General features: G+C 62.1%; 21 protein-coding genes, 1 tRNA gene and 1 pseudogene. 8 read left to right on the forward strand and 15 right to left on the reverse strand.

Annotated features, from left to right (window positions below; translation table 11 throughout):
• Nucleotides 1-187 precede the first annotated feature (187 nt).
• Nucleotides 188-949, forward strand: a complete 762-nt coding sequence (locus HZZ13_RS21995; RefSeq protein WP_197961622.1) for an SDR family oxidoreductase — start codon at nucleotides 188-190, stop codon at nucleotides 947-949.
• Between the two features lie 184 nt (nucleotides 950-1,133).
• On the opposite strand, the gene HZZ13_RS22000 is transcribed toward HZZ13_RS21995, so the two are convergent.
• Entirely contained in the window at nucleotides 1,134-2,732 is a 1,599-nt protein-coding gene (locus HZZ13_RS22000) for a GMC family oxidoreductase (protein WP_197961623.1), read from the reverse strand.
• Nucleotides 2,733-3,121: 389 nt separating this feature from the next.
• Between HZZ13_RS22000 and HZZ13_RS22005 the strand changes: the two genes are divergently transcribed.
• Together HZZ13_RS22005 and HZZ13_RS36905 are read left to right on the forward strand one after the other, a co-directional pair.
• Nucleotides 3,122-3,198 (forward strand) — tRNA-Met (locus HZZ13_RS22005).
• Nucleotides 3,199-3,259: 61 nt separating this feature from the next.
• The gene (locus HZZ13_RS36905; protein ID WP_246504521.1) at nucleotides 3,260-3,511 is read left to right on the forward strand and encodes a hypothetical protein; all 252 of its coding nucleotides are present in this window, start codon (nucleotides 3,260-3,262) and stop codon (nucleotides 3,509-3,511) included.
• 255 nt (nucleotides 3,512-3,766) lie between these two features.
• On the opposite strand, the pseudogene HZZ13_RS36910 reads toward HZZ13_RS36905, so the two are convergent.
• A pseudogene (locus tag HZZ13_RS36910) lies at nucleotides 3,767-4,894 on the reverse strand (recombinase family protein); the annotation flags it as partial.
• A 245-nt stretch (nucleotides 4,895-5,139) separates the two neighbouring features.
• Nucleotides 5,140-7,107 (reverse strand): prohead protease/major capsid protein fusion protein, encoded by a 1,968-nt coding sequence (locus tag HZZ13_RS22015; protein ID WP_197961624.1) that lies wholly within the window; start codon nucleotides 7,105-7,107, stop codon nucleotides 5,140-5,142.
• Here HZZ13_RS22015 and HZZ13_RS22020 point away from each other — a divergent pair.
• Nucleotides 7,106-7,285: a hypothetical protein gene (locus HZZ13_RS22020; protein ID WP_197961625.1), complete on the forward strand. Its 180-nt coding sequence runs from the start codon at nucleotides 7,106-7,108 to the stop codon at nucleotides 7,283-7,285. The genes HZZ13_RS22015 and HZZ13_RS22020 overlap by 2 nt on opposite strands.
• A 36-nt stretch (nucleotides 7,286-7,321) precedes the next feature.
• On the opposite strand, the gene HZZ13_RS22025 is transcribed toward HZZ13_RS22020, so the two are convergent.
• The 7 genes from HZZ13_RS22025 to HZZ13_RS22055 all read right to left on the reverse strand — a co-directional run bounded on the left by HZZ13_RS22025 (nucleotide 7,322) and on the right by HZZ13_RS22055 (nucleotide 17,108).
• Nucleotides 7,322-7,876, reverse strand: a complete 555-nt coding sequence (locus HZZ13_RS22025; protein ID WP_197961626.1) for a hypothetical protein — start codon at nucleotides 7,874-7,876, stop codon at nucleotides 7,322-7,324.
• Between the two features lie 1,304 nt (nucleotides 7,877-9,180).
• The gene (locus HZZ13_RS22030; protein WP_197961627.1) at nucleotides 9,181-12,048 is read right to left on the reverse strand and encodes a class I SAM-dependent DNA methyltransferase; all 2,868 of its coding nucleotides are present in this window, start codon (nucleotides 12,046-12,048) and stop codon (nucleotides 9,181-9,183) included.
• A gap of 285 nt (nucleotides 12,049-12,333) precedes the next feature.
• Entirely contained in the window at nucleotides 12,334-12,594 is a 261-nt protein-coding gene (locus tag HZZ13_RS22035) for a hypothetical protein (RefSeq protein WP_197961628.1), read from the reverse strand.
• Between the two features lie 269 nt (nucleotides 12,595-12,863).
• On the reverse strand, nucleotides 12,864-14,435 hold the full coding sequence (locus HZZ13_RS22040; protein ID WP_197961629.1) for a DUF5906 domain-containing protein: 1,572 nt from the start codon (nucleotides 14,433-14,435) through the stop codon (nucleotides 12,864-12,866).
• A gap of 422 nt (nucleotides 14,436-14,857) precedes the next feature.
• Entirely contained in the window at nucleotides 14,858-15,436 is a 579-nt protein-coding gene (locus HZZ13_RS22045) for an amino acid synthesis family protein (protein ID WP_376707074.1), read from the reverse strand.
• A gap of 10 nt (nucleotides 15,437-15,446) precedes the next feature.
• Nucleotides 15,447-16,310 (reverse strand): fumarylacetoacetate hydrolase family protein, encoded by an 864-nt coding sequence (locus HZZ13_RS22050; RefSeq protein WP_197961631.1) that lies wholly within the window; start codon nucleotides 16,308-16,310, stop codon nucleotides 15,447-15,449.
• Nucleotides 16,311-16,406: 96 nt separating this feature from the next.
• Entirely contained in the window at nucleotides 16,407-17,108 is a 702-nt protein-coding gene (locus tag HZZ13_RS22055; RefSeq protein WP_197961632.1) for an FCD domain-containing protein, read from the reverse strand.
• 119 nt (nucleotides 17,109-17,227) lie between these two features.
• On the opposite strand from HZZ13_RS22055, the gene HZZ13_RS22060 reads away from it, so the two are divergent.
• The 3 genes from HZZ13_RS22060 to HZZ13_RS22070 all read left to right on the forward strand — a co-directional run bounded on the left by HZZ13_RS22060 (nucleotide 17,228) and on the right by HZZ13_RS22070 (nucleotide 20,191).
• Nucleotides 17,228-18,220 (forward strand): zinc-dependent alcohol dehydrogenase family protein, encoded by a 993-nt coding sequence (locus HZZ13_RS22060; protein ID WP_197961633.1) that lies wholly within the window; start codon nucleotides 17,228-17,230, stop codon nucleotides 18,218-18,220.
• A gap of 16 nt (nucleotides 18,221-18,236) precedes the next feature.
• Nucleotides 18,237-19,139, forward strand: a complete 903-nt coding sequence (locus HZZ13_RS22065; RefSeq protein ID WP_197961634.1) for a VOC family protein — start codon at nucleotides 18,237-18,239, stop codon at nucleotides 19,137-19,139.
• A 74-nt stretch (nucleotides 19,140-19,213) separates the two neighbouring features.
• Entirely contained in the window at nucleotides 19,214-20,191 is a 978-nt protein-coding gene (locus HZZ13_RS22070; protein ID WP_197961635.1) for a Bug family tripartite tricarboxylate transporter substrate binding protein, read from the forward strand.
• A 99-nt stretch (nucleotides 20,192-20,290) separates the two neighbouring features.
• Here HZZ13_RS22070 and HZZ13_RS22075 read toward each other — a convergent pair whose 3' ends face one another.
• Genes HZZ13_RS22075 through HZZ13_RS22095 form a run of 5 tightly spaced genes read right to left on the reverse strand, consistent with a single transcriptional unit; the run spans nucleotide 20,291 to nucleotide 24,286 of the window.
• Nucleotides 20,291-21,058, reverse strand: a complete 768-nt coding sequence (locus tag HZZ13_RS22075; RefSeq protein WP_197961636.1) for an ABC transporter permease — start codon at nucleotides 21,056-21,058, stop codon at nucleotides 20,291-20,293.
• On the reverse strand, nucleotides 21,055-21,819 hold the full coding sequence (locus tag HZZ13_RS22080; protein ID WP_197961637.1) for an ABC transporter permease: 765 nt from the start codon (nucleotides 21,817-21,819) through the stop codon (nucleotides 21,055-21,057). The genes HZZ13_RS22075 and HZZ13_RS22080 overlap by 4 nt, the downstream gene beginning before the upstream one ends.
• Nucleotides 21,816-22,622, reverse strand: coding sequence for an ABC transporter ATP-binding protein (locus tag HZZ13_RS22085; protein ID WP_057028320.1), 807 nt, complete (start codon nucleotides 22,620-22,622; stop codon nucleotides 21,816-21,818). The genes HZZ13_RS22080 and HZZ13_RS22085 overlap by 4 nt, the downstream gene beginning before the upstream one ends.
• The gene (locus HZZ13_RS22090; protein WP_197961638.1) at nucleotides 22,619-23,323 is read right to left on the reverse strand and encodes a GntR family transcriptional regulator; all 705 of its coding nucleotides are present in this window, start codon (nucleotides 23,321-23,323) and stop codon (nucleotides 22,619-22,621) included. The genes HZZ13_RS22085 and HZZ13_RS22090 overlap by 4 nt, the downstream gene beginning before the upstream one ends.
• Nucleotides 23,324-23,335: 12 nt before the next feature.
• Nucleotides 23,336-24,286: an ABC transporter substrate-binding protein gene (locus HZZ13_RS22095; protein ID WP_197961639.1), complete on the reverse strand. Its 951-nt coding sequence runs from the start codon at nucleotides 24,284-24,286 to the stop codon at nucleotides 23,336-23,338.
• 88 nt (nucleotides 24,287-24,374) lie between these two features.
• On the opposite strand from HZZ13_RS22095, the gene HZZ13_RS22100 reads away from it, so the two are divergent.
• The gene (locus HZZ13_RS22100) at nucleotides 24,375-25,364 is read left to right on the forward strand and encodes a fumarylacetoacetate hydrolase family protein (RefSeq protein ID WP_197961640.1); all 990 of its coding nucleotides are present in this window, start codon (nucleotides 24,375-24,377) and stop codon (nucleotides 25,362-25,364) included.
• Nucleotides 25,365-25,407: the final 43 nt, after the last annotated feature.

The raw sequence follows: 25,407 nt of genomic DNA on the forward strand, positions 1-25,407 counted from the left end.
GCACCAAAATGCATGGCGCGCGCTGCGGCGATGCAAATGCGGGGGCGGCGGCTTCCGGCGGAAGCGTCGGCACATCCCCGACCCGACGAAACGAATGACGGCCGAGCCGATCATTCCGGTTTCAGATCGCTAAAATCGTCTGTATTGGTGGCTCCGAAGCTTAAGAGAACCGCGCGAGGAACGCGTCATGTCAGACCTATTCGACGTCAGTAAAGAAACCATCCTCGTCACGGGCGCGAGCCAGGGGCTGGGCCGGCAATTTGCCCGGGTGCTGGCGGCGCATGGTGCGGCCGTCGCGCTGGCTGCGCGGCAGACCGACAAATTGAAGAGCCTGGAAGAGGACATTCGCGGCAAGGGTGGCCGCGCGGCGGCGGTCGCGCTCGACGTCACCGACACCGCCTCGATCGCCAAGGCCGTCGATGCCGCCGAAGCCGCGCTCGGCCCCGTCACGGTGCTGGTCAACAATGCCGGCATCGCCATCGAGAAGCTCGCGACCGAGCAGACCGAGGCGGACTGGGATGCGGTGATCGGCGCCAATCTCAAGGGCGCCTATTTCCTCGCAACGGAAGTGGCGCGCCGCATGATCGCGCGCAAGCAGCCGGGCAACATCGTCAACATCGCCTCCGTGCTCGGCACCGGCGTCTTGAAGGCGCTCTCGCCTTACGCGATCTCCAAAGCCGGCATCATCCAGGCGACGCGAGCGATGGCACTCGAGCTCGCGGGCCAGAACATCCGCATCAACGCGCTCGCGCCCGGCTATATCGATACCGAGATGAACCACGCCTTCTGGTCGACGCCGGCAGGCGAGCGCCTCGCCAAACGCATCCCGCAACGCCGCGTCGGCGCCGAGTCCGATCTCGACGGCGCGATTCTGCTGCTGGCCTCAAACGCCTCGCGCTACATGACGGGGAGCGTGGTGACCGTGGATGGCGGGTTCTTGTTGAGTTGAGCCCCGCTGTCGTCCCGGGGCGCGCGCAGCGCGAGCCGGGACCCATAACCACAGGCAGATGTTTGGCGAAGACTCGGAGTTGCCATCTCGTACATGACTCCTCCCTGGGGTTATGGGTCCCCGCCCCCGTGCGCAATTGCGCACTAGGCGGGGACGACAGCGGAGTATGGCGCGACACGGTGGCTCAACTCGCCCGCACCTCCCCTCGGATCATGTCCGCCGCCTTCTCCCCGATCATGATGGTCGGTGCATTGGTGTTGCCGCCGATCAGCGTCGGCATGATCGAGGCGTCGACGACGCGCAACCCTCCGATGCCATGCACCTTCAACGCCGGATCGACCACGGCCATCGCGTCCGTGCCCATCTTGCAGGTGCCGACGGGGTGATAGACGGTGTCGACGCGCGCGCGCAGAATGGCGCGGATGTCATCGTCCGTCCTCACGTCGGATGTGAACATGTCCTTCTTCTGCAATGCCCGCATCGCAGGCGTCTCCATCAGCCGTCGCGTCGTCTTGAATCCGCCAACCATCGCCTCGAGATCTTCCGCCTCGCCCAGAAAGTTCGGGTCGATCAGCGGCGCTGCGAGCGGATCGGCGCTTTTCAGCCAAATGCTGCCGCGACTCTTCGGCCTGAGCAGACAGAAATGGCATGAGAAGCCCGCCTCCTTGTGCTTCTTGCGGCCGTGGTCATCGAGCATCGCGATGACGAAGTGGAGCTGGATGTCCGGTACGTCGAGATCGGGCCGGGTCCTCAGGAAGCCGCCACACTCGGCGAAATTGGTGGTCATCACGCCGCGTCGCTCGCGGCGATATCGCCGGATACCGCGCAGCAGGGATGGCAGCCGGCCGAGCGAGGCGTGAACGAAGTGCGGATAGTCGGAGGCGTAGACGAAGACGAAATCCGGATGGTCCTGCAGATTGCGCCCGACGCCGGGCAGGTGATGCGCGACGGCGATACCGTGCGCGGCCAGCGCGTCGCCGTCACCTAGTCCCGACAGCATCAACAGCTGCGGCGACTGAAAGGCGCCGGCGGCGAGGATCACCTCGCGGCGGGCGCGCAGCTGCTTGGTCTGCCTGCCCTGCACATATTCGATGCCGACCGCGCGTCCTGCTTCGAACAGGATCTTGGTTGCCTGCGCCCCCGTCTCGACCCGCAGATTCGGCCGCTTGTTCAAGTGAGGAGCCACATAAGCGCGCGCCGCGCTCCAACGCTCGCCGCCACGCTGGGTCACCTGGTAGCTGCCGAGTCCCTCGTGGTCCTCGGCATTGAAGTCCTCGCGGATGCGGAACTGCGCTTCGCGCGCGGCCTGATGGAAGACGTCATGGATCGGATTGTCCGAGCGCAGCCTGTTGACATGCAGCGGGCCGCCCTTGCCGTGATATTCGCCGTCGAAATCGGCGTTGTGCTCGGAAGCCTTGAAATAGGGCAGCACGTCCGCATACGACCAGCCTGCATTGCCGAGCGCGGCCCAATGGTCGTAATCACATTTGTGGCCGCGGATGTAGACCATCGCGTTGATCGCCGAGGACCCGCCGAGGCCCTTGCCGCGCGGTTGATAGCCGATGCGGCCGTTCAATCCCTTCTGCGGCACGGTATCGAAGGCCCAGTTGGCCGCGGCGTAGGGCAACGCGAGCCCGAATGGCGTGGTGATCCGCCAGGTGTCGTTCCGTCCACCCGCATCGAGCAGCGCGACGGATGTCCCCGCATCCTCCGACAGCCGCCCCGCAACGGTGCAGCCGCCCGAGCCTGCGCCCACGACGACGAAATCGCATGTGTCGGTCAATGTTGTTTCCCCCTTTTCTCGTCATTCCGGGGCGCGCGAAGCGCGAACCCGGAATCTCGAGATTCCGGGTTCGCTTCGCGCCCCGGAATGACCCCAGGCGTTTCACCCTAATCTTGTTGCCGCAAGCTCGCCCTATGTGGAACTTCTGGCAAGAGCGCGCGGAATGGTGCGGAAATCCATCCATCCTCCTGTCACAAAGTCGAAAAAAACGTTCCCGCAGCCCTTTCCAAAGGCAGCCCGCCTTGATACATACCCCCCGCACCCGACGGGCATTGCCCGGGGGTCGCCTTCCAAGGAAGCCTTTGGGACGGATGCGGAAAGCCAGCGCGGCCAGCGCCGGCCTCAACCGACCGTCCCCAGGATTTAACCGAAGGCGTGCAAAGGTTTAACGCGGGGTGGAGCAGCCCGGTAGCTCGTCAGGCTCATAACCTGAAGGTCATAGGTTCAAATCCTATCCCCGCAACCATCGCCCCCTGCGACTCGACGGCCCCGGTAACGGTGTCGGAGAGTCGCAGGATCGCGGCGAGTTGGCCGTCGATCTCGATCCCCACCGGCTCGCCCGGCCCGCGCGGATGGATCGTCACTTTCTCGACAATCTCACGGATGCCGGCGAAGGCGGCCTGCCGCGCTTCCTCGCCCGAATCCGCCAGCCATTTCTTGAGCGACCTGATTTTGAGCCGGTAGGCATTGGCTGCGTTGGGATGAAACTCGACGGGATCGGCGCCGACGGCCGCGCGCTCTCGCTCGATCTCGTCGCGCTCGGCCTCAAGGGCGGCTAGGCGGTCTTGCACCGCGCGGGCCGGGGTGCCCGAAACGATCGCATCCACGAGCCGGCCGATCGAGGTGTTAACCGTCGAGAGGCGCTTCTCGATCGCCCGGATTTTGCCGGCGGCCTTGCTGTTCAATTCGCGGCTCATGCGGTGATACTCGGCGACATACTCGGCGACGAGATCGGGATCGGCGAGGTGTTGCTCGATCCCCTTGAGCACGCGTTCCTCGACGACGGATCGCGGCACGCCGAGCGCGTTGTCGCACAAGCCGGTTTCCTTCCGGCGCGAGCACATAAGGCGGATGCCGTCTTTGCCCGAGCCGCACGCGATCATGCCCGAGCCGCACTTGCCGCACTTCACGAGGCCCGACAAAAGATGCACCGGGCGCGCCTTGTGCGGCGTGCCGGCGCGATCGCCGACACGGGCTTGCGCGCGTGCCCATGTATTAGCGTCGATGATGCGCAGATGCTCGGCGTCGGCCTGCATCCATTGGTCGCGCGGATTGGGCCGACTGATGCGCCGGCCGGTTTCCGGGTCTTTGACGAAAGATTGCCGATTCCAGATGATGCGCCCGGCATAGAGATCGTTTTGCAGGATGCCATTGCGGCGCGTGCGACTGCCGCCGATCGTCGAGGCGTTCCACACGCCGCCGCGCGGGCCGGGCACGCGTTCTTTGTTGAGCCGGGCGGCGATCTCGCGGGGGGTGTTTCCGTCGAGGTATAGCTCGAAAATCCGCCGCACGGTGTCGGCCTCGGTCTCGTCGATTTCCAGAATGCCGGGGCGCCCGAGCACCGGCCGATAACCAAAACTGCGCCCGCCATTGTGGCGGCCGTCGCGCACGACGCCGGCTTGCCCGCGTCGCGTCTTTTGCGCGAGGTCTTTGAGATAGAGGGCACCGACGAGTCCCTTAACGCCGACGTGAATCTCGCCGACGGTGTTATCGACGAATGTTCTGATCTCGACGCGGGCGAAGTTCAGGCGCTTGTGTATGCCGGCCAAATCTTCCTGATCGCGCGAGATGCGATCGAGCGACTCCGCGACGACGACGGCAAACTTGCCGGCCTTGGCGTCGCGCATCAGGCGTTGCAGGGCGAGCCGGTTAAGGGTGCTGGCGCCGGAAATTCCGTGATCGGAATAGACCTGCACGACGGTCAAGCCGTCGCGCTCACACATCGCCCGGCAAAGCGCGACCTGATCCTCGATCGATTTGTCGGTTTGCTTCTCTTTATCGCTAAACCGGGCGTAGATCGCTGCTTTCAACGCTGCCCCCCTCAAGATTGCCATTCCGGCGCTGATAATCCTCGATCGCGTCGGCGCGCGCAAGCGCCCGCACAAGCGCGCGCATAGCCTCGCTCGGCCCACCACTGGCGGCGCTTTTCTTAGCGCGCACATCTGTTGAGCGGTTCGAGGTCATGGTGGATTTCGTCCGTATTAAAGCAAAAACCCCGCCGGTCAGGGGCGGGGTTTCTGAAAAAGGAAAGTGCGGCCACAACGATCCTTGGCCCCGACGTGCGGAGCCGCGAGTGGGCGGGGAGGATCGCTTTCGGCGAGGACGTGGCCGCTCGCCCTACAGGAGATGCCCACTCACGGTAGTGCGTGGCCGCCCTAGGGCGGCTCCGCAAATTGATGTGCTGGCTTTACGCGCCCGGATTCAGGTACGTGCCGCGCCAATCCTGCATGGCGCAACCGAAGTCGAGCACGGCGCGGAATTCGACGCCGAGCACGTCCCAACCCTGTTGCAGGTCGATCTGCGGGCCTTCGCGACCGGCGAGATACGCAATGACGAGGGTCGCCAACTGGCCCGGATCGGCAAAGAGGCGCCACGAGTTTCCGATCAACCGGGGCTCGACATGCAGGGTGAGTTTGCCCGGGAACGGGTTAACCTCATCAACCTGCACCGCAGAAATCTCGTGCAGCACCTGTTCCGCCTCGGTTTCCTTCGCGCTACCGACGACGAGATGGCGAGGCACCACGTTCAGAGGCGTCTTGCCGTCGATATCCGTCACATCGCGCAAAACCTTGCGGCCGGCGCCGAGCGCATCAACAGTGATCGCCGAACCGGCCGCCGCCTTGTTGCCCCGCCCGGTGCTGTAGACGGGATTGCCGTCGTTGAGATTCGCGCCGTCGCCGCCGTTCGCCAGCAGCAAGCCGGCGATAAGATCAGCCTCCGTCGATGCGGCGGCGCGACCGAAGTCGCCCGACGTTTCGCCGAATGCGCCGAGGTTGTCATTGATGATCGCCTGCCGCGAGATGCCGAAGATTTTTGCGTAGGTATCGATCGCAAAACCTTCCTTGGCCTCAACCCGAGAGCCGTGCTTGACCTCGCCACCTTCAGGAACCTTATCGAGGCGCGGTGCCTCACTGAGCCGCAAGATCGAGACCGGCCGGAAGTCGATGGCGGTTCGCCGACGCGCAAGCTGTTTCAGCGGCGTCTGCGCGATCTGATACGCATCGGCCAACACGCGATTCCCGGCGAGCGTAAGCAGGTTCGGGAAGTCGGAAGTCGTATGCCCCGATCGCGTCAGAACGCGATCAGCCAGGGTGACGCGGTTGGCCCACGACACCCGCTCGCCGCGCGACTGCAGGATCATGGCGCCCATCTCCAACATCGAGCGGCCGGCCAACTCGACAGCAGCACCCGTCGGTGCTTTGCCGGTCATCTTGGAATACAGCGCATCGACGATCGACCGATTCAGAAAGTCCGGATTCTCGAACGTCTCGTCGCTGCGCGCGGCGTTGGTGCGAGTCCGGTTGGCATTGTCCGCGAGCCGTTCAAACGTACGTTCGCGGAAATCAGCCATCGTGCCGCCGGAGTCGACGTGCCGGCGCACGAAATCGAGCGGGATGCCGGCGCGCTCCGCGATGTCGTAAGCTTCGCGAACCTCGCGATCGGACATCACCTGCCGCGCACCATCGTTCTGCGGCGAGCGCACGTCGATCTGGCGAGTATTTTCATTGTTAGAATTATCGATCACTTCCGGGTCCATCCGGTTTCCTTTCAGGTGTGTGTTGAGAGTGGTCTGCGCCGAACGGATCAGCGCATCTGCGTCGGCGGGAACGGACACAAGGGATGCTTCCAGCAATTCCCATTCGTCCGCGCGCCAGATTTCGACATCATTTTCGATGCCGACCCGCGTCCAAACGTTGACGCGGTAGCCGACCGAAATCGCCGTAACCTCGCCGCGTGCGACCATGCCCTCGGCATTGCGACCGGCGTCGGTTTCAGAAAATTGGATACGGCCAAGCAGTTTGCCGCCTTCGATCCATGCGTCAGTGACGACGCCCAAGATGGCATCGACCGAAGATCGATCATGGCTGTCGAGCAAGCGAACCTGCCCGAGCGCCACACGGCGAAGATCGATCGCATCCGTTGCGATCGATAGTTCCTCGAAGGCCCCAAACCTCGGAACGCGCGCGCCGACGGACAAGACGGCGATAACCGTTCGCGTTTTTGGGTTGTAGGTGCTCGATGCAAATCGAGCGGCGGTGTCCTCGCTTGCCAAGCGCACGGCCGCCGTGCCGGCCCGGAATGGTGCGCCGAGCGTGGCGCGCGCGGCAGTGTTCGCGGCCGGCGAGCGCCGGCGCGGCTTGTCAGTTCTGGTCATGATGATGATTGTCCTAGTGGCGCGACTGGCCCAAGGGATCGACCAGTTCCAGCAATTCATCCGCAACCGCATAGCGGATCGCGCGGACGATCGTGATGATGCCGGCTGGGATTCCGGTGCGCTCAGCGGCGGTTGTGACTGTTATCCGCTCGCCAGCGGCAACCAGCGCGAGGATTGATGCGATTTGCTGTTCAAGATCGGCAAGGCTTCCGGGTCACCGCCAGTCCGCCGGCACCGGGAAGGTGATGTTAAAGCGAGCGGCATTGTTGCGGATGTCACGGAGAACAGTTGATGCGTTCACCAAGACAAGCCGCGCTTTCTGTTGCTCGACATCCGCCTTGAGTTGTCCGAGAACACTCACAAGGTCGCCGCCGAGATTGCGCCCGCCGCTGTTGCGCCCGCCTTGGTCGGTGTAGCCCAGATAACCGACCCAAAGATCGTGCGGCGACGGCTCGCCGATCGTTGGCGATGCCAACCAATACATGTGCCCGATATCGCCGGCGTTGCACTCGACGATTTTCGCGGCGGTTGCGGCGCTGGAGCCATCGGCGTATCCGATCTCCATCATCAAACGCTCTTGGACGGCGATGAGAAGGACATCGACGGGCGAAAACCAATTCCACCCGCGTTCCTTTGCGCGATCCCGAATTTCGTCGGTTGCGCCTTGAGACGGCACATTGACGGTCGGCAGTTGGTCCCGCCGCGCCCGAGTCTTGAATGCCGCAACGGGAATGCCCGTCATGGCGCAAACGTCCTGTCGTGTAAACATGGTGATATCTCCTATGTTGTGAAGTGAGATTGCATGGCCGTGGCCATGTGACGTTCAGCGCCCCGATTGAGCCGCTGCATTCCATGGTGGCCGCAGAAATGCAAAAACCCGCCTCGAATGGGGCGGGTTCTTTTTCCCTAGGCTAACCTAAAGAGATCGACTGCCGATCCGTGTAGCGCCTGTTGGCGCCGTTCTGTGGCAGCTTGCATCAGTGCGGGGGTTGATAGAATGGACTTCCGTTCCGGTCAAACACCCCCCGCACGAGTTTGTAAGAAACCCCTTAGTTTGCAGCGGTTCGGCGCAACTTTTCCCGGCCCTTATTCATCAGGTCGCGGGCCGTTATCGCGCTCATTGATGCGAGTTGGTGTCTTGTGATGCCTTTTGATCCGTCCGGGGTTATGTCAAGACTTCCCCATGAAATCAAACTACCCGGACACGGAATCGCAGCAAACCCCTTAAACCACAGCGGTTCGGCGCATCGTTTCTCCAACCCTCTTTGATCAGGCCGAGACCGTTTTCGCGCTCATTGATGCAGAGTTGGTGTCTTGTGACGCCTTTTGATCCGTCCGGGGTTATGTCAAGACTTCCCCATGAAATCAAACACCCCCCGCACGGAATCGCAGGAAACCCCTTTGATTGCAGGCGATCAGTGCATTTTCTCGAGAGGAAATGCGCGGGCGATTCGCCCGCGCTTCTCGAAAGCGTCTTTAGGCCGCAACGCAACTTCCAAGTTGTGAGTGCCACTTGGCGCGGGTCGCCTCATGCCGTGCAGCCCGCGACGCATCGGCGCGAATGCGTTGATCAATTTCGACGTCGATCGCCTCGCGTGAGTGGAGGTAGAGCGGCGTCGTCTCGCCCGTTTCCTCATCTCGATAAGTTGCAAAACGCACGCGAGGGCAAGATGCTGTGTTCTTAGTCATAAAGAAAACGTTTCGAGTTGGCTTCTACAGCCGGCGTCGGGTGCCGGCCCGGCAGCCGGGAGGTCGAAACTGCTCGAAACAGGTGGACGCGCTCTTAAGCCTTCGCTCTGGACATAGCGCGGCCCTCCCAGCCAAGCGGCCAAGTTGATCCGCCGTCGAGGGCGGAAACCGCGGCAAGTTTGGAAACGGTGCTGTTCGAGTCCGGGCTTTCGACACCCGCAGCAACCATTCCTGTTTTGTCAGACTCGCGCAAGATAGTGCATAATGCACTAGTTTCCTGCCGCGCGAGCGAAATGCTTGTCAGCGTCAACAGGGCGCATCAAAGTCTTGCTGGCAGGGCTCAAGGCTGAGGTAGGCGCCAACTCAGTCAAGCGATTCTTAGACCTACTCACCCGCGGCTAGGCTAGAAGTGTCGCTCTTGCCAGAAGGCATTCTCTTTCGCCTCTTTATCCCAACTGAGAACATTGGCGCGATCAGGTCCTCATACAATTTGAAAAGATGCTCAACCCGCTCACCGTCGCTTCCAAACGGCTCCTTGCGATAAATACGATCGACAGCAACATCAAGTGCCCGATGAGCCTTAAGTAAGACGGGCGGCATCGAGGTCGCATCGTAAATGTCTGCAAGGGATGAATCAGGGAATTGCTTGCGGGCATCGAGAACAGCTTTTGCCAAAGTGCGAACCTTCTCCACTTCTTTCTCTCCCGGAGCAGCCGGCCAAGGAAAGGCGTTATAGTTGATGCCTATGGAATATTGAAACCGGCTCTCCAGTCGCCCGCCTACGAACGTCGTCCATGCCATGTGCATGGCGGAGGACATCACTCCAAACTGATACAGATCGGCATCCTTGATGAATCGAAGCTTGTTGCTCGGTATAATAGGCGGTTCTAACCACCCCATAGGAATATATCTTCGGGTCTCTGAACTGACCTCTGGCACCACCAAAATCGGGGATTTTGGGATTACAGTAACGTGAAATTGCGCTGGTGTATCCGCCAAGCCTCGCGCCGATATTCCGGGCTTCTTTGCTTCCTTGTCCTGCTTTCGTTTTGCCGGACGTCGGCCTAATCGATACTCACGAACGAACTTTAGCCGCTCCGATACACTGGACATCGCGCGAAGCTGTGCCGGACTCGCCTCTTGAAGAGCCAAAATCCAACGCGTTCCGCCGTTCAAATATTCCTGTCCCCCAATAAACGGTTTTACAAAGGGGCGTGCGCTCGGACATGCTGCCAAAAATTCCGCCTTCTCCTCGGGAGTATCGAGAATCAGGTATCCACCGTCGATTGGCTTAGAGCCAATGATCATCGCTGGTGCTCCTGAAATCGAGCGAGAGAGTTCGCGGACGACGAGATGCTTGTCCCGAAGGCGAGAGGCATCAATCAGGTAGGGAGAAAGCGCCGAATGGCTGCTTTCGACAGGGTCGCCATCGATCGTGAGATAAGAGAACAGCCGCTTTTGGCTTGGTTCTTGATTCCGTTGCGACAGGCCGATGATTACGCAATGAACGTGTGCCTGCCCTCTGGCGTCGGACAACCATTGAAACGTCCGGTGCGCAAAGCTGATCTCTAGCTTGCATCGATCAAATAACACTGGCCACAGTTGGCCTACCTGCTCGCCTTGCGTTACAGAATTTGTCGCCACGAACGCAATCCGCGCTCCTGAACCCTTTGTAAATTGGCCCGCTTTTATGAACCAAGCACAAACGTAGTCTAGCGAACCGCCCGATCCCCCAAGCGCCGCTATTCGGCGAACCTGTTCGCGTTGCTGCTCGCTTTGATATTTGGCTCCGACAAAGGGTGGATTTCCAAATACGAACGAGCACTTGTCAGCCGAAATCACCTGAGACCAATCTGTCTCTAGCGCGTCTGCATGCCTAATGTTGGGAGACTTTGTCAGGGGGATTCGCGTATATGCCTCGCCGAAAGCAGCAGAAAGCCTCACGTTCTCAATGTGATCTGTCATCCACATCGCAACTTCAGCGATGCGCGCTGGAAATTCCTCGATCTCGATTCCATAAAATTGGTCAACATTCACCCTAGTGTACAGCCCGATGTCGGTTACACGTTGCTCAGGATGAAGTTCTTTCAGAATCCTCGTTTCGAGTTCCCGCAGCTCGCGATAGGCAATAACCAGAAAGTTGCCACATCCACACGCTGGATCGAAAAAGGTCAGTTTGGATAGTCTCGTATGGAATTCATCAAGAGCTTTGTCGCGTCCACGCTTAAGCGACGTGATCCGTTCGAACTCCGCCTTCAGGTCGTCCATAAAAAGCGGTTCGATAACTTTGAGGATGTTCTTTTCTGAAGTGTAGTGCGCTCCTTTTTTTCTTCGCTCCTCCGTATTCATTACAGATTGGAATAGTGCGCCGAAAATTGCCGGAGATATTGCTTCCCACTTGAACCCACAGGCTGCAAGAAGCTTGTTACGCATGTCGCGATCGAAGTGCGGGAGCGGTAGATTCTCCGCAAATAGGTCGCCATTCACGTACGGAAACTTGTTTAGCTCAGCGCTGATGGTTTTGTGTCGAGCATTTTCCTTAGTATTGAGCACTTGGAAGAGAGCGGCCAACGCTCCGCCGACGTCGGCGCCATCTTCGCGAGTGTTTGCGACGTATTCTTCGAATATTCCGAGAGGCTGGAAAATGCCGGTGTCATCGGAGAAAAGGCAAAAAAGCAACCTTACGAGAAATCTCTCAAGGTTATGTCCGTCATAACCGGAGGCTTCGAGTGCATCGTGAAGTGCACCCATGATCTCCGAGGCCTGAATGTTCGCGGGGTCTTGATCGCGGAAAAGTCTCCGCTCTAATCCGACTATGAACCCAAAGGATTGGACGTGATCGGGAAGCTGGTCGAGCTTGAAGACCAGCGGCTTATCAGGATCAATATCAAGATCGTAAAGCTCGAAGTTTTGAAAATCTGAGAGCAGGATGTATCGCGGAAGCTCTTCTTCTTTGAGGCCAGGAAAATACTTTAGAGCTTGCTCCCTAGCCGGCTTCAGGTCCTGCCCTTTGGATTTCTGCTCGATAAGAAGCTTTCCCTTCCAAAACAAATCAAGAAAGCCGCGCTTGTTCTCGGGCAGCTTGACGCCGTATTCGAAGCTGGCCAGACGCCTGCGCGTTACACCAAACAGCTCAAAGAACTCGTTGTAAAAGGTCTGAGTTTCTCCCCGCTCGTAGTGGGCATCTTTCCATTCCTCCGCGAATTTTGCGGCGCGCGCGCGAATATCGTTCCAGTCCAGCCGAGTTGCCATGCGATTCCCCTGCCACTAAACAATCAATAATTGCGGTGCCTTAGATGCACAATGGGGAAATCACCGCGATCGGGCCTTCTCCAATCCAAGGGAACCGAACAGCTTCGATCGCTGGCTCAAGAAGCCATAGGCCTTGTTGTACCCTTTCCTTTGAGAGGGTTGGCGAAGCCACCGGGCTGACAAACCTTGTCAACCGTGTCAACTCAGGATTCACAAGCTGTGACTGGTGAATTCTTGGGGCGCGCTTGGGCCGTAGGCGGTGGGTGTCCGGGAAGGACCCGCTGCCTAGTAGGCTCCCTTCGCCTGCCGTTCCGCGATCCGCTTGCCAAACTCGGTGACGCCCCACGCCGGGAGACCGCCGGTTGCGCAAATATGATGGCACTGCACGAGCCGGTGCCGGAACAGTTCATACAATTCAGGATCAGCGCGCTCGCTCGCGCTCATGAACCATCCATTCGGGTAGATCGCGAGCGCCCGCAAAACGTGGCGCTGCTTGATAGTCATCGACTTTGCGAATTCGATTTGGTCTTTGGTCAACTTGCTCATTGGATACTCTGTAGACATGTCCAAGCAGTCCAAGCACCGTTGAGGCGCTTGGACTGCGAGAAACGGCTTTATTTTGCGGGTTGGTCTAGGGTGTCCAAGGAGTCCAAGGACTTTGATAGGGTTGAGGTAAAACAAAAGCCGGCCTCAGGGCTGAGACCGGCTTGCTTCGCCTACGCGCGCGCGACCTAGACTCCCTAGACACCTTGGACGCGGGCCTTATTTTATAGGCTAAATTGAATTTCCACAGCTTGGACGGCCCTTGGACGCGCCTAGACCGGAGCGACATCATCCGGGTCAACCGGCTGCTGCGCTCGCTCGCCCTCTCCCGGGGGGAGCGCCGGCCAAGGGACAGGCTGGCCAAGCAGATCATCGAATGCCGCGCGGCACTCGTCAAGCGACGGTAATTCGTAACACCATACGCGCTTCATCACACCGGGCTCAGTTTCCATTGCGGGCCGAATTTTGCGGAGATCGGGCACAAGCTTTGCGAGGCGCTTGCCAAACTCGGCAGTGCCACGTTTGCGGCCGACACCGATGGCTTTGAGGTACTCGCTGTAGAGATGATCACACACGATCCGGCTTGGCCACTCGCCGCCTTCGTGAAGCCGATTGAACCAAAAGTCATCGATCGTATCGAGGGACCGAATCTTTTGCTCAAGCAGCGCTTGCGTTTGCGGAAGATGCCTCAGGTTCACCTGAGACAGATCGAACGTCTGCAAGTCGTGAAGCAACCGCTCGCGCCCGCCGTTGTTCAATTCCTCATCCATCTCGGCGAAATATTCGTGATCTTGGGCGCACCGAGGGTTTACGTCGAGGACAACAAACCGGCGTTCATCCATGCCGGCAGGGACAACCCAACTCTCGTTTGATGTCATGATCACGCGAACGAAATTGCGCATGCGGATCGCGTTGACGCCCTTGGACTCAATCATCTGCATTTCGCTCGTGATCAAGCCCTTGAGCCGTCCCTCGGCCGCCTTGTCGCCCGCCCAAATCGCTTCCTCGGCCTGCAACAGCAAGCAACTCGCCATATGCTCATTGAATTGGCCGGTGATGTATCGGGCGTCATCCACCTGAAAGTAGTGCGCCGGGATCAACGATCCCAGCACTTCACCGACCTTGCTCTTGCCAGTCCCGCGTCGGCCGATCAGCACGAGGGCCGTACCGGGCCGCTCGCGCGGACGTTGGACGAGGTGCGCCATCCAGCCGAAAACGTATTTGAATAGCTCGGGATCGCCGTCGCAGACGTTGTTGAGCAGATGGTCGCGAAAGATATCATACGATCCCGCCGGCGAGGGCGTCACATCGAACCCACGCCAGAAATTGAGATAGTTCGGTGTGCCCTTGGCGCCATCCGGATTGGGGAAAAACTCAATTCCCTCGTACTGCCGGCGATCGGGGTGCCGCTGCCAAGCCTGCGCCCAGGTAACAGCCCGAATCTTGCCGTCCGATCCCTTGATTTCCGTGCAGGTGTTCGCGAACCAGAGGTTCTGGGACTCGAACGACATCACCCGCACCCGGTCATTGACCGGGCCGGCGGCCTGTTCATTCACCACCACGGTCTTACCGCCCCAAATGGCCACGGCGTAGCTACGGTTGATTTCCTCAACATCGAACCCCCAAGAGCGCGGGGACGCGTTTGGCGCATCCCCGGCGTTCCTATCGCCGCCTTGCTCCCCCTCCCGGCCGGCACCCGGCTCGGACGGGTAGGTAGCCGACAGGTCGTCGTCGGCGTCGTCGGATTCGATCCATCCGGCGATTTTCTCGTGCGGCGGCGGCATGTCGTCGGAAACGGGTTTTGCGGCGGCCTCGGGGAGGCCACCGTTTGAAATCTCGGTCATGTCGGTCTTTACCTATGGGACGCCAAGCGGCGTCCTCAATTCCGGGGCTTAGATCCCGTTGAATTCATGCAGCAAATCGAAGTCGTGGTAACCGCAGGGGGGGCTTGTTGCGGGTCCCCGCAACCAAATTCGGATTGACCGGATCCGATGACACGAAAATGGCCCGCGCGATGCGGGCCATTTTTGTTTGGCGATGGGATCGCCGCGCTACCTCGCCGCGGTCTGCCATGCGAGCAGTCGCTGCTCGACGAGCGAGACCTAAACCTCATGGAACGCGATGGTGTGATTTACGTAGGGCGGCGATCGGGTTGGGGTTGAGGCTCTTCGGTCAAAGCACAAGACGCCGGAATGACTAGGTTAGACCAGCGGGCGTCATGACTGCCAGGGTTTGTGAAGCTTGAGGCGGAATCCGCCGTCAATCCTCAGCGCTGCCCATCGTGCACTGAGATATCCGATACGGCGAGGCCCCCGATCCGCGCATGAGGTCTGCCGCCGGTCGCCATCACCAGGCCGAACGCGATCTCGTCACGCCTGGGCGCATCCCAGATCGTCATCTCAGCCGTGCTGAAATGACTGCGGACGTAGGCCGCGTGGATATGGCCGAGCGGCACCATCAGGCGCGTGCCGGCGCCGCCAATGGTCTTCGCCGCCGGCACGATCGCTTTGGGCTGCCCCAGCACCTCGCGCATGCCCTGGCCGCCGGCTTCGTGCCAGACGGCGCCGTGCTCGAGCTCGCCGTCCTCGCCGACGATGATGCCCTTGCCATAGGCTTCGATACGCTCGGCGCCGCCGAGCTGCGCGATCAGTCGGCTCGCGAGCTCGCGGCCGAGCTCACGCAAGGACGCCTGGAACGGCATCAGGTCAGGCTCATAGCGGCCGGTGAACGGATTGCGGATCACTGCGACCGCGGTCCCCACCAGCAGCGGCTTCTCCAGCCGGGGGCCGCGCTCGTGCAAGATCGTCTCGACACTAAGTGCGGTCTTGCGAATGTCATATGACAGCATGCCGGGCTTATGCCTCATCCACGACCGGATTGCGCAGCACACCAATGTTCTCGATCTCAACCTCCACGACATCGCCCGGCTTGAGAAAGATCGGCGGCTTGCGTGTGAAGCCGACGCCAGCGGGTGTACCTGTGACGATCACATCGCCCGGAACGAGGTCGAAAATGGTCGAGGAATATTCGATCAGGCGCGGGATCGAGAAGATCAGCATCGAGGTGTTGGAGGACTGCATCACCGTTCCATTGACGCGGGTCTCCAGCTTGAGATTGGTCGGATCGCCAATCTCATCGGGAGTGGCGAGCCACGGTCCGAAGGGGCCGGTGCCGACGAAGTTCTTGCCGGAAGCGATCTGCTGCGCATGGCGCTGCCAGTCGCGCACGCTGACGTCATTGTAGATCGAGTAACCCGCCGCGTGACTCCAGGCCTCAGCCTGGCTGATGTGACGGCCGCCCTTGCCGATGACGACCGCAAGCTCGCCTTCCCAGTCGAAATTGTCCGACACCTTCGGCCGGATCACCGGGGCATTGTGGCCGACCTGGGAGCGCCAGACCCGCAGGAAGATCGGCGGAAACTCCGTGATCTCGCGCTTCATGCCGAAGGCCACCGCCTCGTTGTGGTGGTCGAGGTAATTGCGCACGGCGCAGACGATCTTTTCCGGGCGCGGGATCACCGGCAGATATTTGACGTCGCTCAGCGCTATCGTCGGCTTGTGCCCGGCGACGATAGACTCGCGGCGCGCGTAGTCGTCGCTGCCGAGGAAGTCTGCCAGCGTCGGGTACTGGGGCAAGGCGCGGCCGAGATCGATGACGCCATTTTCGACGACAGCGCCCCAGCTTTCCCGGTTTCCGTCCAAGAACGACAGCAGCTTCATGGTCTCGCCCCAAGGGTTTGCGATTTTCGATGAAGTGTATTATTTTCGAAAATCTCTCGCGAGGCAAGCCCGCCCGCGTGAAAATGTCCATACTGCCTATTCAGAGTCGAGCAGATGGCCGGCGTAAGTCGCCACGTTGTCGAAGGTCGAGCGGATATGCGCCTCGATGAGCTGCACGGCGAGATCGGCGTTGCGCGAGATCGCCGCCTGCATGATCGCCTGGTGCTCGCCGGCCTTGTCGCGCGGGCGAGGGCGGAGATTGGCGGAGAGGTGCCGGTAGCGCTCGGCGCGATCAAACAGCTCGGCGCGGATGGCGAGCAGCGTTGCCGAGCCGCAGGCGGAGACCAGCGCCTGGTGGAACTGGCGGTGGGCGATCTTCCATTCGGGATCGCGCAGGGGATGCTCGGGATCGCGCTGCTCGATCCGCTTCAGGCGGTGCAGCGTCGAGATCACGGCGATTTCCCAGTCGTCATCGCCGCGCTCGATCGAGCGGCGGATCAATTCCACCTCAATCAGCACGCGGGCATCGGTGACCTCCACCAGATCCTGGCGGCTGACTGGGGCGACGCGAAACCCGCGCTGCTCCTGGGCGTCGACGAGGCCCTCGGCGGCGAGCGCCGTCAGCGCCTCGCGCAGCGTCGTAAAGCTTGCGCCGAAGCGTTCGCGCAGCACGTCGAAACGGAGCGGCTCGCCGGGTGCCAAGCTGCAGGCAATGATCTCCTCGCGCAGCCGATGGGTGATGTCGGCGGCAATGGTCTTGCCGAATTCCTTGCGGGGACGAATGGCGCTGTCGGGCATGGGCCTGCCAATGAATCGATGGCCCAAGATGCCGCGGCAACGACCATCTTGCAATAATTTTCGCAAACGGTATGATTTTCGAAAATGACGTTTTGAAGAGGTCTGGGGAGCGTGGAGACATGAGGGCGGTGTTGGTGCGTCAGCCAGGTGGGCCGGATGCACTCGAGGTGGTCGAGGTTCCCGTGCCCGTGCCGGGCGCAGGACAGGTGCAGATCCGGGCGGAGGCATTCGGGGTCGGGCAGCCCGACGCGCTGATCCGGCGCGGCGTGTACAAATGGATGCCGCTGCTGCCGGCCAATCCCGGCAACGACGTCGCCGGCCGCATTTCCGCGCTCGGGCCCGGCGTCGAGGGATTTGCAATCGGCCAGAAGGTGCTGCTGAGCGCGCGTGATCTGTCCCAGCGCGGCGGCTGCTACGCCGATTATGTGGTCGCGCCTGCGGACGCCGTTCACGCGTTGCCCGACCACGTCGATCTGCAAGCCGCCGTGTGCCTGTCGAACTACCAGGTCGCCTACACGCTGCTGCACGAGTGCCGCCATCCGCGCGCACCTAGCAGCGTGCTGGTGATCGGCGCCGCCGGCGGCGTCGGCACCGCGCTGGTGCAGCTGGCAAAGCTCGCCGGGATGACCGTGATCGGCACGGTCTCGACCGAGCAGAAAGCCGCTTTCGCGAAGGCCAACGGCGCCGATCACGTTATCTTCTACCGCAGCGAGGATGTGGTGGCGCGGACGCGCGAGCTGACCAAGGGCGAGGGCGTCGGCCTCGTGCTCGATCACGTCTGCGGGCCCGAATTCACCGCCTATCTCGGCGCGCTCGGCAAATGGGGCACGCTGCTGTCGTACAATGCCTTCGCGGGGCTGCCGGAAGAAAACCTGATGGTTGCGATGCGCAACCATCTCGATATCTGTCCGGCGGTGCGCTGCTTCTCCTTCCACATCTACGACCATGATCGCGACGGTCGTCGCGCCCTGATGCGCAGCGTGATCGAGGCGCTGGGTCGCAATGCGATCAAGCCGGCGATCTCGGCGGTGCTGAAGCTCGACGAGGTCAGGAAAGCGCATACGCTGCTGGAGCAAGGCTCCGCGCTCGGCAAGATCATCATGACGCCATGAGGGGCTGGACCGCACGATGACACAAGCACCCATTGCACGCCTCACCCGGCTGCGGCACGCGACCTTCACCTCGCCGGATCCGGAACGGCTGCTCGACTACTACCGCGGCGTGATCGGTCTTGGCCTAGTCGCTCGCGACGGAGGCCGCCTGTTTCTCGCCAATGAGTCCGAGCAGCTCTCGCTGGTAATCGAGCCCGGCGATGCCGCGCTGAAGAGCATCGCCTTCGAAATATCCCCTGACATCCAGATCGAGGCGCTCGGCTCTGCGCTGAAGCAGGCTGACTTGCGGCCCGAGCTTCACAGCGATCCCTTGCCGGGCATCTCCCGCCTGCTGTCGTTCAGCGATCCCGAGGGGACACGCTTCGAATTGATCCAGGGCTGGACGCCGACCCCCGCGCAGGAGCGCATCGCAGGGCTCGCCGTCAGCAAGCTCGGCCATGTCGCGCTGCGCACGCCCGATCCGCAAGCAGCTTCCGAGTTCTACGCCAATGCGATGGGCCTGCGGGTCTCCGACTGGATCGAGGACCGCTTCGTCTTCATGCGTAGCGGCTTCGAGCACCACACGCTGAATTTCGCCCGCGCGCCGGTGCGCAATCTTCATCACTTCGCCTTCGAGCTGCGGGGCCCCGACCACATGCATCAAGCCTGCGACCATCTCGCGCGGCACAAGGTCCCCGTGCTCTGGGGGCCGGTGCGTCATGGTCCCGGGCACAACACCGCGATCTACCACCGCAATCCCGACGGTCACCTGGTCGAGCTGTTCTTCGACCTCGACCGCATGACCGACGAGGCGCTCGGCTATTTCGAGCCGCGTCCGTGGCATCGCGATCGCCCACAGCGGCCAAAAGTCTGGGTCGGGCTGCCGCGCGACGTCTGGGGCATGCCGCCATCGCCTGAATGCACGGAGTTCGCGCGGTAGCGGCTCAACGACGACTTGAAGATCGCCGCACACATTGCGGCCAACGACACAATAACCAAACGGGAGAAGCATCCATGGGTCGGATCAAGCGGCTTGCTGCGGCCATTTTTCTGCTGGGCTCTTGTCTCGCGACGGGTCCGGCGTCGGCGGACACTTATCCGTCGCGCCCGATCCGTCTGCTACACGGCTTTGTCGCGGGCGGCGCGGCCGACACGCTGTCGCGCATCATCGCCGATGGGCTCTCGAAGAAGCTCGGGCAGCCGATTGTCATCGAAGCGAAGCCCGGCGCCGGCGGCAACATCGCGGCAGACGCCGTCGCAAAAGCAGCGCCCGACGGTTACACGCTCGGCCTTGTCACCGGCGCGCACGCGATATCGGCGGCGACCTACAAGAGTCTCAGCTATCAGCCGGCCGAGAGCTTCGACATGATTTCGACGCTGGTCTATTACGCGCTTGTCATCGCGGTGCGTAGCGATCATCCGGCCAAGTCGCTGGGCGAACTCATTGCCATGGCCAAAGAGAAGCCCGGGACTTTGAGCTTCGGATCGGTCGGCTTTGGCAGCACGCATCATCTTGCCGGCGAACTGCTCAATGCGATGGCCGGCATCGACATCATGCATGTGCCTTATCGCGGCGATTCCCAATCGCTCACCGCGCTGCTCGGTGGTGAGGTGCCTGTCGTCGTCGGCACGCCCGTCCTGCTCGCGCCGCAGATCCAGAGCGGTGCGATCCGCGGCCTGGCGGTCACGTCGCCGAAGCGGACCGCGCTGCTGCCGGATGTGCCGACCGTCGAGGAAGCTGGCGTCAAGGGATACGACGTGCGCACATGGGCAGGACTACTTGCTCCCAAGGGAACGCCACCATCCGTCGTCGGCGCCCTCAATGCCGCCACGCTCGACGTACTGAAGGATCCGGAGCTGAGGCAGCGTCTCGAGACCGCCGTTGGAGGTGAAGTCCGCGGAAGCACGCCCGACGAAATGAAACAGCTGATCGGGTCCGAAATCGCCAAATGGTCTGCGGTGGTGGAACGAGCCAAAATTCCGAAGATCTGACCGAACTCGTGTTCATGGAGGTGGGGATGCTGAGGCGACGTCAGGTCCGGGCAGGCCAGCTTCATCTTCACCTCGATCTGATTGGAAATTGAGCCCACCTCACCGTGCCGCCGCTTGCCATGCGAGCAGTCGCTGCTCGACGAGCGAGACCGCAATCGACGTCAAATATCCGGTCGCACCGAGCAGGATGACGCCGGCGAAGAGGTCGGCGGATCGGAACGCGCGTGCCGAGAGCAGGACCCAGTGACCAAGGCCGTCGAGGCCGGCCAGGATCTCGCAGACAACCGAGAGGATCAGCGCGACGGTCAGGCTGAGCCGCATGCCGGCGAGGATGTCCGGCAATGCCGAGGGCAGGGCGATCTTGGCGATGATGGCGGCGCGCGACATCTGCAGCGAGCGGGCGACCTCGTAGAGCCGCGGCTCGACCGCGGCAAAGCCGTGAATGGTTGCGAGCATGATCGGCCAGATCGCGCCGAAGGCGATCACGAACAGCGCCATGCCTTGCGTCAGCCCGAGCATCGCGATCGCGACCGGGATGATCGCCGAGACCGGCAGGGGCCTTAAGAATTCCAGCGACGGCGCGACATAGGCCCGCATCATCTTGGACGAACCGATCAGCGCGCCAAGCCCAATGCCGGCGATCGAGGCGGCGAACCAGCCATAGGCCATGTGCTCCAGCGTGCCGATGAGCTTGCCTGCGAGATCGCCGCTGGAAAAGCCGCGCACCAAAGCGGCCCAGGCGCGGTCCGGACCGGGCAGGAACACCGGCGACACCAGGCGCAGGTCGGCGACGAGTTGCCATGCCGCGATGAAGCTGCCTGCGACGAGGACGCTTGCGACACGCCAGAGGATCGCCGCGCGCTTCATGGATTGTCTCCGGCGAGCGCGGCGCGGCCGAACAGGCGGCGCTGGGCTGCGATCAACAGGATGTTCAGCGCGTAGCCGATCGCGCCGATCCAGACGAGATAGGCGAGCATCAGGTCGGCGCGCAGTGCCTGCTGCGCCAGCATGATCCCGGCACCCAAACCGATCGGGTTGATGGCGATCTCGACGGTGACCGCGACGATCAGGGCGATCCCGGCCGACAGGCGGAAGGCGACAAAGATCCGCGGCAGTGCGGCCGGGATCACGACCTTCGCGATCCGTTGCGGCGCGCTCAGCCGCAAGGCCCGCGACACTTCCATCAATCGCGGCTCGATGCTGCGCACCGCGCTGCGCGTCATGATCAGCATCGGCCAGACGCAGGCGAACGCCACGATCACGATCTCCATGCGGTAGCCGAAGCCGAGCGCGATCAACGCAATCGGCAGCAGCGCGATCGACGGAATCGGGCGGATCGCCTCGATCGTCACCTCCATCAGCCGGTCGAGGGGACGCGAAACGCCGAAGGCGATGCCGAGCGCAAGCCCGATGGCGCTGCCGATGGCAAGGCCTGCAAAGGTAGCGAACAGCGTGTCCCGGGTTGCGATCGGTATAGAGAGATCGGCAAGCGCCGCGGCCAGCGCCGCGAAGATCGCGCTCGGCGGGGCCAGGCTGTCGCTTTGCAGTTGGGTAAGGCGCGCCCACAGCTCGAACGTCAGCGTCAGCGCCAGCGGCAGCAGCAAGGGCTTGGTGCGGTCGAGGCTCAATGTTCGGTCGCCTTGATGAAGTCGAACAATTGCCGGCGCAGCCGCAGGAATTCCGGATGCTCGCGGGTGGCGAGCTGGTCGCGCGGACGCGGCAGGTCGACGTCGAGCTCGATCCCGATCCGGCCCGGATGCGGCAAGAGGCCGATGACGCGGTCGCCGAGATAGATCGCCTCGTCGAGATCGTGGGTCACGAAGATCACGGTCGTCTCGCTCGCTTGCGTCAGCGACAGGACTTCGTCCTGCAAGCCTTGACGCGTCATCGCGTCCAGCGCGCCGAACGGCTCGTCCATCAGCAGCGTGGTCGGCTCCTGCGCAAGGCAGCGCGCGATCTGCAGGCGTTGCTGCATGCCCCCCGACATTTCCGTCGGATATTTGTCGGCATGGCCGGGCAATCCGACCTTGCGCAGCAGCGCCTCGATGCGCGCGCCGCGTTCGCGCGCCGGGACACGCGAGGCTTCCAGCGCCAGCGAGATGTTTCCGGCCGCGGTCCGCCACGGCAACAGCGCCTTGCCGTAATCCTGGAACACGATCGCGACCTCACGCCGCGGCTCGGTGATCGGCTCGCCCTCAAACGTTACCGCGCCGCTCGTGGGGCGATAGAGGCCCGCGGCGAGCCGCAGCGCCGTGGTCTTGCCGCAGCCGGAGGCGCCGACGATGCAGAGGAATTCGCCCGGCCGCACCTGAAGATCAAGATTCTCGATGATGGTCTTGCCACCGAGCCGCAGCGTCGCGGCATTGAACGCGATCAGCGGTTTCTGCCGCCGCGCGGCGCGTGCCTCAATGAGCCTTGCAACGACGCTCATGATTCCTCCCCGCCCACCTGCGGATAGACGAAATCGATGGTCGAGTGCAGATGCGCTGCCAGCATTTTTTGCGCGGCGGCCACGTCGCGGGCGAGCACGTGGTCGGCGAGCATCTGGTGACTGCGGATGAATCTCTCGCCGCTGTCGATGGCGCCCATCATCACGCGGCGGTAGCGGTAGGCCTGGTCGTAGAGGTCGGAGTGGGCGGCCAGCATGCGCCGCGAGCCGCAGGCGGCGAGCAGCGCGGTGTGGAAGCCCTTGTGCAGCCGGTCGAACTCCGCCGCGCCCTCGCGGAATTCGTTGCCGGTGCGTTCGATGTGTCGGCGCATCTGGTGCAGCGCGCTGACGATGCCGGCCTCCCAGGCGACATCGCCATGGAGGATGGCGAGCCTGACGGCCTCGATCTCGACCGCCGTCCGCATGCAGGTGATGTCGGCGAGATCCTCGCGGCTGACCTCGGCGACGCGGAAGCCGCGCTGGCCGGTGCCGACGATCAGGCCGCGCGACATCAGCCGCGACAGGCCTTCGCGCAGGGGCGTGGCGCCAATATCGTAACGTTGCACGAGTTCGACGATGCCGAGCCGCGATCCCGGCGCGAGATGTCCGGCCAGGATGTCCTGCTCGATGAGGTTTGCGGCACGCTCGCTCAAGGTGCCGGCTTCCGTCGGCAGGCGTTCGAGAGTGCGCTCGGGAGCAGGCATCGTCGATATCCCTTAGTTCAGCACCAGTTTCGCGGTGTCGAGCTTTGATTGCAGCATCTTCTGCGACGACATCACCTCGATCCACCAAGAGAGGTTTTGCGGCTTGAGGTTCGGCTCGGACTGGTTCGGCGGCGTCGCCTTGACGAGATCGAGCGGCTGCTTGGTGAACTTGGCGATCGAGGCCGAGGCCTTCTCGGGGTCGCTGTTGACGATGACGGCGGCCTCCGCGATGGCTTCGCGGAATTTCTTCACAGTCGCCACATTCTTCTCTGCCCAGTCGCGCGATGCGGCATAGAAGATGATCGGATCGGTGCGGCCGAGCTCGGCGCCATAGCGCGCGCCGACCGAGCCGAGCCCCGCATTGCTCATGCGCGTGACGAACGGCTCAGCCGTGAGCACGGCATCGACACCGCCTGATTTGATGATATCGGACATGGTCGGGAAGGTGACTTCGACGAAATTGACGCTTCTGGGATCGACGCCTTTTTCGACCAGCCATTTCACGAACAGCACGTGGAGAAAGGCGTTCAGGCCAGGCGCGCCGACCTTCTTGCCGATGAAGTCCTTGGGATCCTTGATGGTGATGCCGTTGCGGACGAAGGCGGCGATCGCGGTGTTGGAGGTCTGGTTCATGACCGAGGCGCCGGCGATGGCGACGAGGTCGAGGCCGCCGTCGACGGCCTGGAGGAAGACGGTGGAGGTGGGGCCGCCGACTTGAATCGAGTTCGACAGGATTGCCGCAGGGATGTTGGAGTTGATCGCGATCGGCGTCATCTCGACGTTCAGGCCGTGCTTTCTGAAGATGCCTTCGTCCACTGCCACCATGGCCGACGCGCAGTCCGAGGTTGCGGTGCAGCCGATCTGGATCTTGGCCTGCGCCAGCACGGGCGCCGTGAAAGCAACGGACACCCCAAGGCCAACCGTGAGACCTGCCAATACCGCCCTGACCTGTGTTCCTCTCACAGCGCTCTCCCCAGTTTGTATTTTTCGGTCTTGTTTATCGATATTTTATCTGATCATATATTTCAAACGATAGCAAGGGGAGTCCAGGGTGAAGCTCGCAACATTCAGATCGGCCGGTCAGGAGAAGATCGGCGCCGTCCATGCTCATGACAGCCAGGTGTTCGACCTCGCCGCCGCGGCTGCGCGGGACGGCGAGGCCAATCCGGCCTTCGGCTCGATGCTGGCGCTGATCGACGCAGGTCCCCGCGCGCTCGATCAGGCCCGTGCGCTGTTCGACAAGCACGGCCAGGACGCGACGCTGTCGACGGCGGTCAGCGCCGTCGACATCCTCGCGCCGGTGCCGGAGCCCAGGCAGATGCGCGACGGCATGTCGTTTGCGCTCCACATCCTGCAAGCGCCGCGCGGGCAGCGGAAGCTCGCCGCACGCGCCAGGGGCGACATGGCAGAGTTGGCGCGCATCGACGCCGAGCCGCTCGGCGAATTGCCCGAGGTCTATCGCAAGCAGCCGATCTTCTACATCACCAATCGCTTCAGCGTCCGCGGCACCAACACCACGGTGAAATGGCCGCGCTACAGCAAGGTGATGGACTACGAGCTCGAATTCGGGATCATCACCAAGAACAAGGGGGCCAACATCACGCCTGCGAAGGCGAAGGATCACATCTTCGGCTACACCATCTTCAACGATTTCTCCGCGCGCGACGCCCAGCGCATCGAGATGGAGGGACGGCTCGGCCCGGCCAAGGGCAAGAGCTTCGACGGCGGGAACGTGTTGGGGCCGTGGATCGTGACGCCGGACGAGATTGGCGATCCTTACAAGCTGAAGATGGAAGCGCGCGTCAACGGCGAGACCCGCTCGAAGGGCGTCTCTGAGGGCATGCTGTTTTCCTTCGAGGAGATCATCGCCCATGTCAGCCAGGACGAGACGCTGATGCCCGGCGAATTCATCGGCTCCGGCACGGTCGGCAATGGCTGCGGCCTCGAGCTCGGCTGGTTTCTCGAGCATGGCGACACAGTCGAGCTCGAAGTCGAGAAGATCGGTATCTTGAAGAACCGCGTCGAGCGGCAAGACGCCTGAAGAGACGCCTGATTGCCGCCAACGAAACAATCAACGAGGAAGC

The organism is Bradyrhizobium agreste, assembly GCF_016031625.1.
Taxonomy (GTDB): Bacteria; Pseudomonadota; Alphaproteobacteria; order Rhizobiales; family Xanthobacteraceae; genus Bradyrhizobium; species Bradyrhizobium agreste.

Coding starts and splice junctions, on each gene's coding strand:
- HZZ13_RS21995 (WP_197961622.1), top strand. CDS start 188: ATGTCAGACCTATTCGACGTCAGTAAAGAAACCATCCTCGTCACGGGC.
- HZZ13_RS22020 (WP_197961625.1), top strand. CDS start 7,106: ATGATGATGATTGTCCTAGTGGCGCGACTGGCCCAAGGGATCGACCAG.
- HZZ13_RS22015 (WP_197961624.1), bottom strand. CDS start 7,107: ATGACCAGAACTGACAAGCCGCGCCGGCGCTCGCCGGCCGCGAACACT.
- HZZ13_RS22025 (WP_197961626.1), bottom strand. CDS start 7,876: ATGTTTACACGACAGGACGTTTGCGCCATGACGGGCATTCCCGTTGCG.
- HZZ13_RS22030 (WP_197961627.1), bottom strand. CDS start 12,048: ATGGCAACTCGGCTGGACTGGAACGATATTCGCGCGCGCGCCGCAAAA.
- HZZ13_RS22035 (WP_197961628.1), bottom strand. CDS start 12,594: ATGAGCAAGTTGACCAAAGACCAAATCGAATTCGCAAAGTCGATGACT.
- HZZ13_RS22040 (WP_197961629.1), bottom strand. CDS start 14,435: ATGACCGAGATTTCAAACGGTGGCCTCCCCGAGGCCGCCGCAAAACCC.
- HZZ13_RS22050 (WP_197961631.1), bottom strand. CDS start 16,310: ATGAAGCTGCTGTCGTTCTTGGACGGAAACCGGGAAAGCTGGGGCGCT.
- HZZ13_RS22055 (WP_197961632.1), bottom strand. CDS start 17,108: ATGCCCGACAGCGCCATTCGTCCCCGCAAGGAATTCGGCAAGACCATT.
- HZZ13_RS22060 (WP_197961633.1), top strand. CDS start 17,228: ATGAGGGCGGTGTTGGTGCGTCAGCCAGGTGGGCCGGATGCACTCGAG.
- HZZ13_RS22065 (WP_197961634.1), top strand. CDS start 18,237: ATGACACAAGCACCCATTGCACGCCTCACCCGGCTGCGGCACGCGACC.
- HZZ13_RS22070 (WP_197961635.1), top strand. CDS start 19,214: ATGGGTCGGATCAAGCGGCTTGCTGCGGCCATTTTTCTGCTGGGCTCT.
- HZZ13_RS22075 (WP_197961636.1), bottom strand. CDS start 21,058: ATGAAGCGCGCGGCGATCCTCTGGCGTGTCGCAAGCGTCCTCGTCGCA.
- HZZ13_RS22085 (WP_057028320.1), bottom strand. CDS start 22,622: ATGAGCGTCGTTGCAAGGCTCATTGAGGCACGCGCCGCGCGGCGGCAG.
- HZZ13_RS22090 (WP_197961638.1), bottom strand. CDS start 23,323: ATGCCTGCTCCCGAGCGCACTCTCGAACGCCTGCCGACGGAAGCCGGC.